Source organism: Nocardia sp. GP40, from assembly GCF_050434125.1.
In the GTDB taxonomy this organism is placed as follows: Bacteria; Actinomycetota; Actinomycetes; order Mycobacteriales; family Mycobacteriaceae; genus Nocardia; species Nocardia albiluteola.
In genome coordinates this window covers 159,844-174,863 of the sequence record NZ_JBNPVW010000002.1, presented here as the reverse complement: position 1 = coordinate 174,863, position 15,020 = coordinate 159,844, and the positions used below count along the sequence as shown (strand labels likewise).

Annotated in this window: 13 protein-coding genes; 7 read left to right on the top strand and 6 right to left on the bottom strand. The window is 66.7% G+C overall.

The features are described from left to right. Positions 1 to 37 precede the first annotated feature (37 nt). A complete protein-coding gene (locus tag ABH933_RS05320) occupies positions 38 to 2,395 on the bottom strand; it encodes an MMPL family transporter (RefSeq protein ID WP_429418099.1) in 2,358 nt (785 codons plus the stop codon). Positions 2,396 to 2,589: 194 nt separating this feature from the next. Here ABH933_RS05320 and ABH933_RS05315 point away from each other — a divergent pair, with 194 nt between their 5' ends. The 5 genes from ABH933_RS05315 to tgt all read left to right on the top strand — a co-directional run bounded on the left by ABH933_RS05315 (position 2,590) and on the right by tgt (position 8,773). Further along, positions 2,590 to 3,174 (top strand): TetR/AcrR family transcriptional regulator, encoded by a 585-nt coding sequence (locus ABH933_RS05315; RefSeq protein WP_429418097.1) that lies wholly within the window; start codon positions 2,590 to 2,592, stop codon positions 3,172 to 3,174. Between the two features lie 3 nt (positions 3,175 to 3,177). After that, positions 3,178 to 3,711, top strand: coding sequence for an RrF2 family transcriptional regulator (locus ABH933_RS05310; RefSeq protein ID WP_429418095.1), 534 nt, complete (start codon positions 3,178 to 3,180; stop codon positions 3,709 to 3,711). 70 nt (positions 3,712 to 3,781) lie between these two features. Further along, positions 3,782 to 5,518 carry an ABC transporter ATP-binding protein gene (locus ABH933_RS05305; RefSeq protein ID WP_429418093.1) on the top strand — a complete coding sequence of 579 codons (1,737 nt, stop codon included), beginning with the start codon at positions 3,782 to 3,784 and terminating at the stop codon, positions 5,516 to 5,518. Next, positions 5,515 to 7,461, top strand: coding sequence for an ABC transporter ATP-binding protein (locus tag ABH933_RS05300; RefSeq protein ID WP_429418091.1), 1,947 nt, complete (start codon positions 5,515 to 5,517; stop codon positions 7,459 to 7,461). The genes ABH933_RS05305 and ABH933_RS05300 overlap by 4 nt, the downstream gene beginning before the upstream one ends. A 70-nt stretch (positions 7,462 to 7,531) precedes the next feature. Next, positions 7,532 to 8,773, top strand: coding sequence for a tRNA guanosine(34) transglycosylase Tgt (gene tgt, locus ABH933_RS05295; protein ID WP_429418089.1), 1,242 nt, complete (start codon positions 7,532 to 7,534; stop codon positions 8,771 to 8,773). A gap of 156 nt (positions 8,774 to 8,929) precedes the next feature. Here tgt and ABH933_RS05290 read toward each other — a convergent pair whose 3' ends face one another. Next, positions 8,930 to 9,706, bottom strand: coding sequence for a queuosine precursor transporter (locus ABH933_RS05290; protein WP_308166243.1), 777 nt, complete (start codon positions 9,704 to 9,706; stop codon positions 8,930 to 8,932). Positions 9,707 to 9,815: 109 nt separating this feature from the next. Between ABH933_RS05290 and ABH933_RS05285 the strand changes: the two genes are divergently transcribed. Next, positions 9,816 to 10,331 (top strand): DUF4190 domain-containing protein, encoded by a 516-nt coding sequence (locus ABH933_RS05285; protein WP_429418087.1) that lies wholly within the window; start codon positions 9,816 to 9,818, stop codon positions 10,329 to 10,331. A gap of 63 nt (positions 10,332 to 10,394) precedes the next feature. Here ABH933_RS05285 and ABH933_RS05280 read toward each other — a convergent pair whose 3' ends face one another. Genes ABH933_RS05280 through ABH933_RS05270 form a run of 3 tightly spaced genes read right to left on the bottom strand, consistent with a single transcriptional unit; the run spans position 10,395 to position 12,665 of the window. Beyond that, positions 10,395 to 11,222, bottom strand: a complete 828-nt coding sequence (locus ABH933_RS05280; RefSeq protein ID WP_429418085.1) for an RDD family protein — start codon at positions 11,220 to 11,222, stop codon at positions 10,395 to 10,397. A gap of 49 nt (positions 11,223 to 11,271) precedes the next feature. Then, complete coding sequence (gene gluQRS, locus ABH933_RS05275) at positions 11,272 to 12,192, bottom strand: tRNA glutamyl-Q(34) synthetase GluQRS (RefSeq protein ID WP_429418083.1); 921 nt, start codon at positions 12,190 to 12,192, stop codon at positions 11,272 to 11,274. A 2-nt stretch (positions 12,193 to 12,194) separates the two neighbouring features. Next, positions 12,195 to 12,665, bottom strand: coding sequence for a DUF309 domain-containing protein (locus ABH933_RS05270; RefSeq protein ID WP_429418081.1), 471 nt, complete (start codon positions 12,663 to 12,665; stop codon positions 12,195 to 12,197). A 394-nt stretch (positions 12,666 to 13,059) separates the two neighbouring features. Here ABH933_RS05270 and ABH933_RS05265 point away from each other — a divergent pair, with 394 nt between their 5' ends. After that, positions 13,060 to 13,257, top strand: coding sequence for a DUF397 domain-containing protein (locus ABH933_RS05265; protein ID WP_308166247.1), 198 nt, complete (start codon positions 13,060 to 13,062; stop codon positions 13,255 to 13,257). Positions 13,258 to 13,374: 117 nt separating this feature from the next. On the opposite strand, the gene qcrB is transcribed toward ABH933_RS05265, so the two are convergent. Next, the gene (gene qcrB, locus ABH933_RS05260) at positions 13,375 to 14,997 is read right to left on the bottom strand and encodes a cytochrome bc1 complex cytochrome b subunit (protein ID WP_429418079.1); all 1,623 of its coding nucleotides are present in this window, start codon (positions 14,995 to 14,997) and stop codon (positions 13,375 to 13,377) included. Positions 14,998 to 15,020 lie beyond the last annotated feature (23 nt).

Below are 15,020 nucleotides of genomic sequence, written 5' to 3'. Positions count from 1 at the left end.
GAAGTGGTTGGGGCCCAGCCTTTCAGGGGAGTCGAACTCAGACGCCGACCGGCTCCGGCTCGGGCCTCTTACGCTGCTGCGCCTGCAGCGCACGCAGTTTCGTGCCCTCGACGTCGATATCGGGCAGGATCCGGTCCAGCCACTGGGGCAGCCACCAGGCCGAGCGGCCCAGCAGCACCAGCAGTGACGGGATCAGCACCATGCGCACCAGGAAGGCATCGAACAGCACGCCCGCGGCCAGTGCGAAGCCCATCGACTTGGCGGTCACGTCCGGCACCATGATGAAGCCGCCGAACACCGAGACCATGATGATCGCGGCGGAGGTGACCACGCGCGCGCCGTGGTGGTAGCCCTCCACGACTGCATCCTTCGGCGACTTGCCGTGCGTGTACTCCTCGCGCATCCGCGACACCAGGAACACCTGGTAGTCCATCGCCAGGCCGAATACCAGCCCGATCAGGATGATCGGCAGGAAGCTGACCAGCGGATGGGTCTCCTTGACCAGTCCGAGCTTGCCCTCCTGGAAGATCAGCACCGTCGCGCCGAAGGTGGCCGCCATCGACAGCAGGAAGCCCAGCGCGGCGGTCAGCGGCACCAGAATCGACCGGAACACCAGCATCAGCAGGATGAACGCGGCGATGGCGACGATCGCCATGTACGGCACGATCTTGCCCAGCAGCGCCGCGGACACATCGGCGTAGATGGCCGTGGTGCCGGTGATGCCGTACTCCATGCCGTACTGCGATTTGAACTGCGCCTCCGCGCCGCGTGCGCTCTTGACCAGGTCCTGGGTGGCCTTGTCGTTCGGCCCGGTCTTGGGCACGGCCATCAGCCGCGCACCGGTCGAGGCGGCGTAATCGTCGGCCTGGGTGGCCGGATCGACCTTGTTGGTGATCGGCTGGGTCACGAAATTCATGCCCGGATACGAGGCCAGCTTGTCGTGCAGCGCCGTCACCGCGGCCTGCCGCTGATCCGGCGCGACCTTGCTCAGGTCCGCGACCACGGTCAGGATGCCGTTGTTGCCGACGCCGAATCCCTCGGTGCGCAGGTCGTAGGCCTTGCGCACGGTGCTGGTGGTGGGCTGGCTGTCCTCGCCGGGCAGTCCCAGGCTCAGCTTGGTGGCGGGCAGCGCGAACAGGCCCAGCACCACGATGCTCAGCACCAGCGTGACCGCGGGCATCCGGCCGATCAGCCGGCCGAAGCGCATGCCGTTGGTGACCGCGGAGCTGTCCTCGGGATCGTGCTTGGCGACGATCGGCAGCTTCGGCTTGAACAGGTACTTGCCGAACGCGCCCATCAGCGCGGGCAGCAGCGTCAGCGCCACCATGATCGCGAAGGCAGCCGCGAGCGCGCCGCCCAGGCCCATCCACGTCAGGAAGCTCACCCCGACGATGCTCAGCCCGCACAGCGCGATGATGACCGTCAGGCCCGCGAAGACGACCGCCGATCCGGCCGTGCCGATCGCGGTTCCGGCCGCCTCCTCCGGCGAATCCTGTACCGCCAGTTCGTGTTTGTAGCGCGAGACGATGAACAGCGCGTAGTCGATGGACAGCGCGATACCGATCATCGAGGCCAGGATCGTGGTGAAACTCGGAATGTTGACCACCGAGGTACCGGCCATGATAAGCGCCGAGGCCGAGCCGACGCCGACGATGCCGGTGAGGATCGGCACGAAGGCGGCCAGCAGCGCGCCGAAGGCGATCATCATCACGATCAGGGCCACGACGTAGCCGATCATCTCCGAGGCGCCGGTGCTGATCGTGTTGTTCGTGGCGATGGTGCCGTCCATCTCGACGGTCAGCCCGGCGTTGCGCGCGACGTCGGCCACGTTGTAGGCCGCGGTGCGGTCGGCGGCGGTGATGTCGGAGAACTTCTTGATCGTGAAGGGGACCTGCAGGTAGGCGACGGTATCCGCGGGCGCGGTCGACCGGTCGCCCTTGCCCAGCACGTTCAGTGGCGCCAGTCCGCAGCGCGCGATGAACGAGGGGTCGCCGCGATCGCCGCTCACGCAGCCCATCTTCTCGGCGGCCGCGATCGGGTCCATCAGCGGCTTGCTGTGGTCGACGATGTTCAGGTCGCCGAGCTTCTGCACCAGCGCGGCGACCGCGTCGCGGTTGGCCGGGTCGGTGAGCTTCTGCCCGGCCGGTGCGCCGATCACGTACGTGCCGGTGACCGCGTCGAAGCTGAACTGCGCGGACATGCCGGGGAATTGTTTGTCGAGGATGTCGGTGGCCCGCTGCGAGGGCAGGTTGGGGATGTTGAAGTCGTCCTTGACCGGCTTCTTCAGCCCGAATCCCAGGCCGCCGATGAGCAGGAAGATCAACAGCCAGACCGGGAGCACGATCCATTTTCGGCGGTAGGCGAATTTGCCCCACCGGTACAGGTATACGGACACGAGCGGTTCTCCTAGCGATCGCTTGGGACGTGTGCTGAGCGGAAATACGTAGACAGCACTCTGCGGCCTCGCCGCCTCCACGAACGTTTTCTGCCTACCGTGCGGTAGGTAGACTACCGAGCCGTAAGCGGAGCAACAACCTCGATTTAGGCGCTGCCGTCCGCTCACCCGAGGGTCGATGAGAGGATCGCGATATGGCTGTGCGCAGTACTTCCGGATCAGTTGTTGCAGGTAGAAGCACTAAGGAAGCGATCCGTGAGGCTGCGATACGGTTATTTTCCAGCAAAGGTTTCGATCAGACGAGCCTGCGCGAGGTCGCAGATGCGGTGGGAATCACAAAAGCATCGCTCTACTATCACTATGCTTCCAAGCTTGATCTGCTGCTTGCGGTCATCGAACCGATATTCGACGAGCTACTGGCCGTGGTCGACGAGGCCGAGCAACTTCGCCGCGACCCGGCGGCGGTGCGCGAGGTGCTGACCGGCCAGCTGCGGGTCTTCCTGCGGCATCGCGACGCGGGTGCGATGTGCGTGCGCGACACCGTCGCGATCATCAATGCGATCGGCGACCGCTCGCCGGACATGGTCGATATGCACCGGCGCCTGTGCACCTGGCTGGCCGGGCCCGATCCCGGCGATGCGGCCATGCTGCGGGCCAGCGCCGCGCTCGAGGTGCTCAGCGCGGTGCTGTGGTCGCACGAGCTGACCCCCGGCGCGGACGACGAGCTGCTCGAGCGGGTGCTGCTGACCGCGGCCCTGGGCGTGCTGGCGGGGGAGTGAGCCGTGCACATCTCGCCCCGCGTCGACAACGCCGTCCGGATTCTGCTGGAAATCGCCCTGGCACACCATGATTCGATCGATTCCGGAGCGGTGAAGGCCGAAGCCATCGCGGCCGCGCAGGGCATCGCGCCCAAGATCCTCGAGTCGGCCGCCGCCGAACTCCGCCGCGCGGGCCTGGTCACCAGCCGCCGCGGGCCCGAGGGCGGGTACCGCCTGTCCCGGCCGGCCGCGGAGATCAGCATCGCCGACGTCATCCGCGCCGTCGAGGGGCCGCTGGCCTCGGTGCGCGGGCAGCGCCCGGAGGACGTGCGGTACTCCGGCGCGGCCGAGCCGCTGCGGCAGGTGTGGATCGCGCTGCGGGTCAATATCCGTGCGGTGCTCGAGCGGGTGACGATCGCCCAGATCGCCGCGGGCGAGCTACCGGAGTTCGTCGACGCGCTGACCGCCGATCCCGGCGCCTGGCAGCGGCGACCGGCGCGGGAGGCCGGGGTCGCGGGCGAGGGCGTCGCCGATCTCGCGGGTGGCCGCGGGGCGTAGCGGGGAGAACGTCCGGTTCGGTCACGATCTCGGCGAAGGCGTCACCGAATGCCGGTAGCCTGCATGCATCATGTTGATCAGACTGCTCCGCACGTATGCGGCCCCCTATCGCAGGCAGTTGGCGGGTGTTGTCGTGCTTCAGCTGGTCTCGGTGATCGCGATGCTCTACCTGCCGACCCTGAATGCGGACATCATCGATAGCGGCATCGCCAAGGGCGATGTCGGCTATATCTGGACCACCGGCCTGTGGATGTTGCTGATATCCGGCGCGCAGATCGTCGCGGCGGCCAGCTCGGTCTACCTCGGCGCGCAGGCCGCGATGGGCGCCGGGCGCGATATGCGCGCGGCCCTGCTGCACCGCGTCGGCGGCTTCTCCGCGCGCGAGGTCGGCGTCTTCGGCGCCCCCTCGCTGATCACCCGCACCACCAACGACGTGCAGCAGGTGCAGCTGCTGATCGTGATGAGCGTGACCATCCTGGTGATGGCGCCGATCATGTGCATCGGCGGCATCATCATGGCGCTGAAGCAGGCCCTCGGGCTGTCGTGGATCCTGCTGGTCGCGGTGCCCGTGCTGGCATTGACCATGGCGCTGATCATCTCGCGGATGGTGCCCGGATTCCGCCGCATGCAGGCGCGCATCGATGTGGTGAATCGCGTACTGCGCGAACAGATCAGCGGCATCCGCGTGGTGCGCGCGTTCGTGCGGGAGCGGCAGGAGACGGGGCGGTTCGGCGTGGCCAACTCCGAGCTCACCGACGCCTCGCTCTACGTCGGGCGGCTGTCCGCGCTGATGTTCCCCGCGGTGATGCTGATCAGCAACCTCACCACGGTGGCCGTGCTGTGGTTCGGCGGGCATTCGATCAACAACGGCTCCATGCAGATCGGCTCGCTGACCGCGATGCTGCAGTACATCATGAACATCCTGATGGCCGTGATGATGGCGTCGTTCCTGGCGATGATGGCGCCCCGCGCGGCGGTCTCGGCCGAGCGCATCTCCGCGGTGCTGGACACCGAGAGCTCGGTGGCGCCGCCGCCGTTGCCGCAGGACTTCGCGGGGGATCCGGGTTCGGTCGACTTCGCGTTCGCGGAGTTCAAATTCCCGGGCGCGGAGAAACCGGTGTTGCGGGCCATCGAGTTTCGCGTCGCCCCCGGGCAGACCACCGCGATCGTGGGCTCGACGGGCGCCGGTAAAACCACGCTGATCAACCTCATTCCGCGGCTGATCGACGTGACCGACGGCGCGGTGTGCGTCGGCGGCACGGATGTGCGCCACGTCGAGCTGGAAATCCTGCGCGACCAGATCGGCTTGGTGCCGCAGAAGGCCTACCTGTTCTCCGGCACGGTCGCGGACAACCTGCGCTACGGCCGGCCCGAGGCGACCGAGGACGAGCTGTGGCGGGCCCTGGAGATCGCCCAGGCCGCCGATTTCGTGCGTGCCATGCCCCAGGGGCTCGAGACGCCGATGGCGCAGGGTGGCACGACCGTTTCCGGCGGCCAGCGCCAGCGCCTGGCCATCGCCCGCGCCCTGGTCCGCAGGCCCCGCATCTACCTGTTCGACGACTGCTTCTCCGCCCTGGACGTGGCCACCGACGCCCGGGTGCGCGAGGCGCTGCGGCCCGAGACCGCGAATGCCGCGGTTATCACCGTCGCGCAACGCATTTCGACCGTCCGCGACGCTGACCAGATCGTCGTGCTCGAGGACGGCGCCATGGTGGGCCTGGGCACCCACGAGCAGTTGCTGCGCGACTGCGGCGAATACCGTGAGATCGTCGAGTCCCAGTACAGCCCGGAGGAGGCGGCACGATGAGACCTGGCATGCCCAATCCCGGCGCCCCGGGGTCCAAGGCGAAATCGTTCGGCCCGTCGCTGCAGCGGCTGCTGCGGCAGCTCGCGCCCGACCGGGTGTACATCGCGGTGATCCTGGTACTCGCCGTGATCGCCGTCGTGCTCAATACGCTCGGGCCGCAGATCCTGGGCAAGGCCACCAACCTGATCTTCGACGGGGTCATCGGCAAGCAGTTGCCCGCGGGCGTCACCAAGGATCAGGCGATTGCGGGTCTGCGTCAGCAGGGCCAGGACCGGCTGGCGGACATGCTGTCCGGAATGCACGTAATCCCCGGCACCGGAGTGGATTTCGGCGCCGTGGGCCGTGTACTGCTGGTCGTGCTCGGGCTGTATGTCTGCGCCGCGGTATTCAGCTGGTTGCAGGGCTATCTGCTCGCCACGGTCATCAACCGGGCGGTGCGGCGGCTGCGCGGTGAGATCGAGGACAAGATCCATCGCCTGCCGCTGAGCTACTTCGACAACAATTCGCGTGGTGACCTGCTCAGCCGCGTCACCAACGACGTGGACAATATCGCGCAGAGCATGCAGCAGACCCTGAGCCAGCTGGTGACCTCGGTGCTGACGGTGCTCGGCATCCTGATCATGATGTTCTGGATCTCGCCGCTGCTGGCGGTGATCGCGCTGATCACCGTGCCCGTGGTGGTCGTGGTGACCGCGCAGATCGCCAAGCGGTCCAAGCCGCATTTCGTCAACCAGTGGAAGTACACCGGCCTGGTCAACGCGCAGGTCGAGGAGGCGTTCACCGGACACGAGGTGATCACCGCGTTCGGCCGGATGCGCGAGGTCGGCCACGAGTTCGACCAGCGCAACGAGAAGCTCTACGAGGCCAGCTTCCGCGCCCAGTTCATCTCCGGGCTGATCATGCCGGTGATGATGTTCGTCGGAAACCTCAACTACGTGCTGATCGCCGTCGTCGGCGGCCTGCGGGTCGCCTCGGGCAGCCTGTCCCTCGGCGAGGTGCAGGCGTTCATCCAGTACTCCCGCGGCTTCAGCCAGCCGCTGACGCAGATCGGTTCGATGATGAACCTGCTGCAGTCCGGCGTTGCCTCGGCCGAGCGGATCTTCGAGGTCCTCGACGCGCCCGAACAGCTCCCCGATCCCGAGGTGGAGGATTCGCGGCCGGTCGATCAGGGCCGGGTGGCATTCGAGGACGTCTCGTTCCGCTACGAGGCCGAGAAGCCGACCATCGAGGGGCTGTCCCTGGTCGCCGAGCCGGGGCATGTGGTGGCCATCGTCGGCCCGACCGGCGCCGGCAAGACCACCCTGGTGAATCTGCTCGAGCGCTTCTACGAGATCGACGAGGGTGCTATCACCATCGACGGCGTCGACGTCACCCGGATCAGCCGTGACCGCCTGCGCTCGCGCATCGGCATGGTGCTGCAGGACACCTGGCTGTTCAACGGCACGATTCGCGAGAACATCGCGTACGGCAATCCGAATGCGAGCGAGGAGGAGATCCTGGCCGCGGCCCGCGCGGCCTACGTCGACCGGTTCGTGCACGCGCTGCCGCTGGGCTACGACACCGTGATCGACGACGAGGGTTCGGGTGTCAGCGCGGGGGAGAAGCAGCTCATCACCATCGCGCGGGCATTCCTGGCCAAGCCCTCGATCCTGGTCCTGGACGAGGCGACCAGCTCTGTGGACACCCGCACCGAGCTGCTGGTGCAGCAGGCCATGGCGGCGCTGCGGCGCGACCGCACGAGTTTCGTCATCGCGCACCGCCTCTCGACCATCCGGGACGCGGACTTGATCGTCGTCATGGAATCCGGCCACATCGTCGAGCAGGGCACCCACGAGCAGCTGCTCGGTGCCCGCGGCGCCTATCGCAAGCTGTACAGCGCCCAGTTCGCCGGGGCCGCGGTCGACCAGGACCTGATCGACCTGGACACCATCGACGCGGTCTGAGCCGTCCCTCGTCCGGAGATCGGGTGGGGACCGGGGGCGAGGCGGCACGGGGTGCTGGCAGGATGTCGGGGTGCCTGATCCCGCGTTCTCCTTCACCGTCACCTCGCGCCTGGAGGGGCGGCACGGCCGGGCCGGGCTGCTGAGCACCCCGCACGGCGATATCGCCACCCCGGCGTTCATCCCGGTCGGCACCAAGGCGACGGTCAAGGCGGTGCTGCCGGAGACGATGCGGGAGATCGGCGCGCAGGCGCTGCTGGCCAACGCGTACCACCTGTACCTGCAGCCGGGGGCGGACATCGTCGACGAGGCGGGCGGCCTGAGCCGGTTCATGAACTGGCCGGGACCGACGTTCACCGACAGCGGCGGCTTCCAGGTGATGTCGCTGGGCGTGGGCTTCAAGAAGGTGCTGGCGATGGAGGCCGTCGGCGTGCAGAGCGACGATGTGATGGCCAAGGGCAAGGAGCGCCTCGCGGTCGTCGACGACGACGGTGTCACCTTCCGCTCCCACCTGGATGGGTCCAAGCATCGCTTCACCCCCGAGGTGTCGATGGGCATTCAGCACCGGCTCGGCGCCGACATCATGTTCGCCTTCGACGAGCTCACCACGCTGTTCAATACCCGTGGCTATCAAGAGAAGTCGCTGCAGCGCACGCACGAGTGGGCGCAGCGCTGCATCGACGAGCACGAGCGGCTGACCGCGCAGCGCACGCATCGCCCGTATCAGGCGCTGTTCGCGGTGATTCAGGGCGCGCAGTACGAAGACCTGCGCCGCAAGGCATGTCGCGGTCTCGACCAGATGCGGGGAAGCGGCGGAACGGGTTTCGACGGCTACGGCATCGGCGGTGCGCTGGAGAAGCACAATCTGGGCACGATCGTCGGCTGGTGCTGCGATGAACTGCCCGAGGACAAGCCACGCCACCTGCTGGGCATCAGCGAGCCGGAGGACTTCTTCGTCGCGATCGAGAACGGCGCGGACACCTTCGATTGCGTGAATCCCTCACGCGTGGCCCGCAATGCGGCCATCTATGTCGAGCAGGGGCGATTCAACATCAACACCAGTCGTTTCAAGCGCGACTTCACCCCGATCGACGAGACCTGCGACTGCTACACCTGCGCCCACTACACCCGGGCCTACATCCATCACCTGTTCAAGGCCAAGGAGATGCTGGCGGCGACGTTGTGCACAATTCACAACGAGCGCTTCACGATTCGGCTCGTCGACCGGATTCGCGCGAGCATCGAGGGCGGATACTACGACGAATTCAAGGCCGAAGCGCTGGGCCGCTGGCAGGGGCGGATCAAAACACCCTAGGCGCAACGGGTTTCGTCTGGGCGGGTCCTATTTCCGTCAATCCGGCGTGTCGTGGCCGGGATCTCGCGGTCCCGGCCACATGCACGCCGGGACGACGGGATGGGGCGCCCACGCCGGAACGACGGGCGGGCTTGTGCGCGCTGGGATGCCGGGGCGTCAGCTGTAGATAGCCGCGCGCTCCAGCGGCGCGTAGCTGGGCTCGCGCTTCTTCAGGTAGGCGATCCAGCGGTAGCTGATCGGCATGATCATGCACTCGACGAACGTCTTCCAGACGAATCCGACCAGGACATAGTTGAAGAAGTCGCCCCAGGTGTTGATCCCGATGGCGGTCGCGGCGATCGAGCAGAACACCAGGGTGTCGCCGAATTCGCTGGCGACGGTGGACCCGAGCAGGCGCGCCCACAGGTGCTTCTCCTTGGTGCGCTCCTTGATCAGCATCAGCGTGATCGAGTTCAGGAACTGGCCGACGACGTATCCGGCCAGGCCCGCCAGCACCAGCTGCGGGGTGGTGCCCAGGACGGCCTTGAACGCGGGCTGGTCGGTGTAGAAGTTGGCCGCGGGCAGCCGGATGGCGATCTCGAAGCAGGCCACCATCAGCGCCAGCATCGAGAAGCCGATGTAGATGGTGCGCCGGGCAGCGCGGAAGCCGTACACCTCGCTGAGCACGTCGCCGATGACGTACGAGAGCGGGAACAGGAAGAAGGCGCCGTCGGTGGTGATCGGCAGGACGTTGATCGGCCCCAGCGTCATATGGCTGTGGGTGAAGAACTGCACGCCCTTGGTGGCGCAGATGTTGGAGATCATCAGGGTCGTGACGAACAGGGCCACGACAATGGTGAAGTGCTGGCCCCCCACGGTCCGCGCGAATGACGCGTGCTCGACCGCGGGGCGCCCAGACTCGTCGGCTTCTAAGGTATTTCTAGTCTCGCTCACGAGGTAGGGACGATACCGGCATAGCGGTACGGCCGTCTCGCCGTCGCCGTACCTTGCCCCCGTGCGCAATGAAATGCTGTTTACGGCCCGCACCCACTAGTCTGGGCCAATGACGAATCCCGGCGATTCCGACGAGTGGTGGAAACAGTACGGCGGCGAGGGAGTGCCGTCGGAGTCGGGGGGCCACGCATCGGTACCGCCGCCTCCGCCGGCGCCGTACGGTTCCAACCCCCAGAATCCGGCGCAGCCCATGCCCCCGCAGGGGCAGCCCTTCCCGAGTTATCCACAGCCGGCCCCGCCGCCGCAGCCCTATGGCCAGCCCGCGGGATACGGTCAGCCCGCCCCGGGGTACCAGCCGTACGGTTATGCACAGCCGCGCACCAGTAACGGCCTCGCGATCGCCTCGCTGATCACCTCCGTCGCCGGGTTGTTCACCTGTGGTGTCAGCTCCATCGTGGGGATCATTCTGGGGATCGTCTCGCTGAACCAGATCAAGCAGCGCAACCAGGACGGCCGCGGGCTGGCGCTGGCCGGAATCTGGATCGGTGTGGCCTTCATCGTGCTGTGGATCGCCTACTGGGTGTTCGTCGTAATCATGGCCGCACACAGCAGTTCGACCAGCTGATCGACAAAACGCCAGGGGCGCACCCGATTACGGGGGCGCCCCTGGCGTATGCATTGGCGGTGCTCAGCCCTTGACGACCTGGGTGCCGCCGGCGAGCCGATCGTGGAAGCCCTGCTTGATCGGGGACTGCTCGATCGTCACCATCATGCCGATGATCATGCCGATCGCGCCGATCCAGCCGATGCAGTAGATCAGGTTGACCACCAGATACAGGTTGCGCATGAACGCCTGCTGGTAATCGGGCCGGGGCGCGCCATTGGGGCCGAGGACCCGCAGCCCGAGGATCTTCTTGCCGAGGGTGGCGCCCTGGGTGGCCTCCATGACGACGAAGTAGACGACGCCGAGGATGGCGAACAGGAATCCGCCGATGATCGCCCCGAGGATGCCGTGCACGGCATAGGTCATGGCGAAGTTGAAGATCGCGCCCGGGATGTAGACGATCACGGAGTCGATCAGCCGCGCGCCGATGCGGATACCCAGATCGGCCGGCTGTGCCATCCCGAATCCCGGCTGCCCGAACGGCGCCTGGCCGAAGGCCGGGGGCGTCTGGCCGTAGCCCGGCTGGCCCGGCTGTCCGAATTGCTGCTGCCCGTAGGCATCCTGCGGCTGCCCATAGGGCTGTCCGGCGCCCGGCTGCCCGAACTGCTGCTGTCCGTACGGATCCTGCGGCGCGCCCTGCGGGTACGGCTGGCCCGGCTGGCCGTAGGGCTGCTGCTGTCCGTACTGCTGCCCGGACGGATCGGGCTGCCCATACTGCGGCTGCCCCGGCTGCCCGTACGGCTGTGGCCCGGATTGTGAATACGGCTGGGGCTGACCGGCTTGTGGGTACGGCTGGCCGTACGGCTGCCCGCCCTGGGGGTATTGGTTGGGATCGTACCCACCGCTCGTCATTCTCGTATCGTCCTCGGAAGTGGTCGTGGCTTTACGGACGGGGCGTACGTTACGGATTCCCGCTCGGTTGCACCACATCTATAGGGGCGAATGTCCAGGCTCGAGTGGGCAATTGCCCCGGATGGAACAATCGCAGCAGCTCGTCCGGACCGGATGCAATATAGCCCAGCGAGCCCGCGAGCAGCGCGAACACCTGCTGCGGGGTCTCGCCCAGCGCGGCGCGATCGGCGAGGGTGACCGCTCCGTCGCGTTTGGCCAGCCGCTGCCCTGAAGTATTGAGCACCAGCGGAACATGCGCATAGCGCGGCACCTCGAGCCCGAGCAGGGTTGCCAGATATGCCTGGCGCGGCGTGGAGGGCAGCAGATCGTCGCCGCGTACGACCTGATCGAAACCCTGATCGGCGTCGTCGACGACGACGGCGAGATTGTAGGCGGGCGCGCCGTCGCCGCGCCGCAGCACGAAATCGTCCACGACACCGCGATAGACGCCGTGGATCTCGTCGGCTATCTCGAATTCCGTTGTCCGCGAGCGCAGTCGCAGCGCGGCGGGGCGCCCCAGCGCACGCCGCTGGGCGCGCTCGGCATCGGTGAGTTCGCGGCAGGTGCCAGGGTAGGCGCCCATCGGCCCGTGTGGCGCGGTGACCGCCTTCTGGATTTCCCTTCGCGTACAGAAACATTCGTACGTCAGACCGGCGTCGGTGAGTCGATCGATGGCCGCATGATGCCCGGGGGTGCGGTCGGACTGTCGGACGACCGGCCCGTCCCAGTCCAGGCCCAGGGCGGCCAGATCGGCCAGCTGACGTTCGGCGGCGCCCGGCTGCACCCGATCCAGATCCTCGATCCGGATGCCGAAGGCCCGCCCCGTGGAGCGGGCGAACAGCCACGCCAGCAGCGCGGTGCGCAGGTTGCCCAGATGCAGATCCCCGGACGGGCTGGGTGCGAAGCGGCCGCCGCCGCGATGCTGTGCCACGTTCAGCCCCGTAGACGCAGGCGCAGGCGGTCGGCGGGGATGTCGCGCCCCGCGGCCAGGTCGGCCAGCAGTCGCTCGGCGTGTGCCACCAGAGCTGCACCGTCGATGCCGTACGGCCACGGGCCGAAGGCCTCGAGTCGACCAACCGCCCGTTCGAGCAGGGTCCTGGCCCCCTTGGGATTGCCGCGCTGGATGTGGGTGAGGCCGACCGCGTACTGCGCCAGCCCCTGCCACAGCATCCTTTCGGCGAACGGCTGGCTCTTCCACGCCGACTCGAGCACCTCGTGGGCGCTGAAGGCCAGCCCGTCGTCGAGCAGGCGCTGCGCGTAGTCCAGGGTCTCGTCCGGGGTCAGGTCGAGGTTGTCCGGAACCCGCTCGATACCGGGGCTGCCGGGAGGTAGCGGACGACCGAATCGGTCGCGGGGCCGGGCATTGCGGGCATGTCCGGCATCGTCTCGATCGCGTTGGTCCACGATTCCATGATCCAGGACGCGGCGACCGCCGATTGTCCGGGCGGTCGTTACGGTCCGCCCGGTGGTCGGAATATGTACCGAATAATGGTTGCCGGGACTGAAAAATGATTGCTAGCTATATTTGGGCAAACAAATATCGACGTTTCAGACTGGTGGGATAACCGCCGTTGAATTCGAAAAGAGAACCGCGCAACTTTGTGGAAACCTGCTACTGTGCTGAGCGGGGGCAATCCCCCCGCAAGGTGCGAAAAAGTGGACAGCACCGCGAGTCATGCAGAGCGCAGGCCGCACCCGTCGTGGGCGCGGCGAGGGATCCATAGTGCCACCGATCCCGCTGCCAGAACGAATGAAACTAGCTAATTCTCGGTGTCGATGCAGCAAAGGAGCAACTGCCGTGAAGGTCGATACAGCTGGCGCCGTGTGGCGTAAGAGCAGACACAGTGGTCCCGACGGAAACTGCGTGGAGGTGGCATTTCTGGTGGACGGGAACGTCGCCGTCCGGGACACGAAGGATCAGGGGAGCGGGCCCGTGCTGGGATTCACCCCCGGCGAATGGGACGCGTTTGTTGCTGGAGTGACCTGGCAGGCGTAGCGGCGATCCCGCGCGCCGCGGCGGATCCGGCCGCCGCGGACCTCGGCACAACGAGCCCCGGGTCCGAAGAGACTCGGGGCTTTGCAGTGTCCGCAGGCGATTGCCCCTGGCTGTCGATCACTCGGCGGACTCCTGCGCGCTCCGCAAAACCGCGAGTTGCTCATGATCCCGGGCCTGTTCGAGCTCGGCGAGCTGCTCGGTCTCGGCATCCGGGTCGGGACGGAAGAGGCCGCCGAGGCCGGGCTTGCCCGACAGCCCCAGCTTGTTCAGCTTCTTCGGCACGGCCGCGCCCTGATATTCCAGGGGAATCGGGTGTCCCTGTCCGTCCACCGGGCCCAACGGCTGATGGATTTCGATGTATTCGCCGTGCGGCAGGCGCCGGATGATTCCGGTCTCGATGCCGTGTTCGAGCACCGCGCGATCGCCGCGCTGCAGCGCCAGGCAGATCCGGTAGGCGAGCAGATAGACCAGCGGTGGCGCGAGCAGCAACGCGATGCGGAAGCCCCAGGTCGTCGCGTTGAGCGAGATGTCGAATCGCAGGGCGATGATGTCGTTGACGCAGGCCAGGGTCAGCGTTGCGTAGAAGGTCAGCGCCATGGCGCCGATCGCGGTGCGGACGGGGACGTCGCGCGGTCGTTGCAGCAGGTTGTGCCGGACGACATCCCTGGTGATGCGTTTCTCGATCCACGGGTAGCTGATCAGCACGGCGAAAACCAGCGTCATCATGACCGCGACCCAGAAGGCCGCGGGAATGGTGTGCCCGAAGATGTACAGCTCCCACGGCGGTACCAGCCGCAGGAATCCATCGGTCCACATCAGGTAGAAATCGGGCTGGGTGCCCGCCGAGACCTGAGAGGGGTTGTAGGGCCCCAGATTCCAGATCGGATTGATCTGCAGCACCCCGCCCATGATCGCGACCACGGCCAGAGTGAACATGAAGAACGCGCCCTGATCCAGCGAGAAGACCGGCACGATGCGGGTGCCGATGACGTTCTTCTCGGTGCGTGCCGGACCGGGGAACTGGGTGTGCTTCTGGTGCCAGACCAGCGCGATGTGCGCGGCGATGAGCGCCAGCATGATGCCCGGAAACAGCAGCACGTGCGCGATGTACAGGCGCGGAATGATGATCGTGCCCGGGAAATCGCCGCCGAAGATCAGCCAGTGCAGCCAGGTGTCGACGACGAGGGTGCTCATCATGATGCCGCTGAACGCGGCGCGCAGGCCGGTGCCCGAGAGCAGGTCGTCGGGTAGCGAATAGCCGAAGAATCCCTCGAACATGGCCAGTATCAACAGAATCGAGCCGATCACCCAATTCGCTTCGCGCGGTTTGCGGAACGCGCCGGTGAAGAAGATGCGGCACAGGTGCACGATCATCGATGCGGTGAAAAGCAGTGCGGCCCAATGGTGTACCTGCCGGACGAACAGGCCGCCGCGCACGTCGAAGGTGATGTTCAGGGCGGACTCGTAAGCCCGCGACATCGACACCCCGCGCAGCGGCTGGTAGGTGCCGTTGTAGACGACCTCGGTCATCGACGGGTCGAAGAACAGGGTCAGATACACGCCCGACAGCAGCAGAATGATGAAGCTGTAGAGGGCGATCTCGCCGAGCAGGAACGACCAGTGTGTCGGAAAGACCTTGTTGATGGATCTCTTGACGAAACTGGCCGCCCGATATCGCTGATCCGCCGAATCCGCTTGCTCGGCGAGCGTGCGGCCGATGAGACCTTGACGTACTGCCATGGCAGTCACCCCACCCCGGGAGA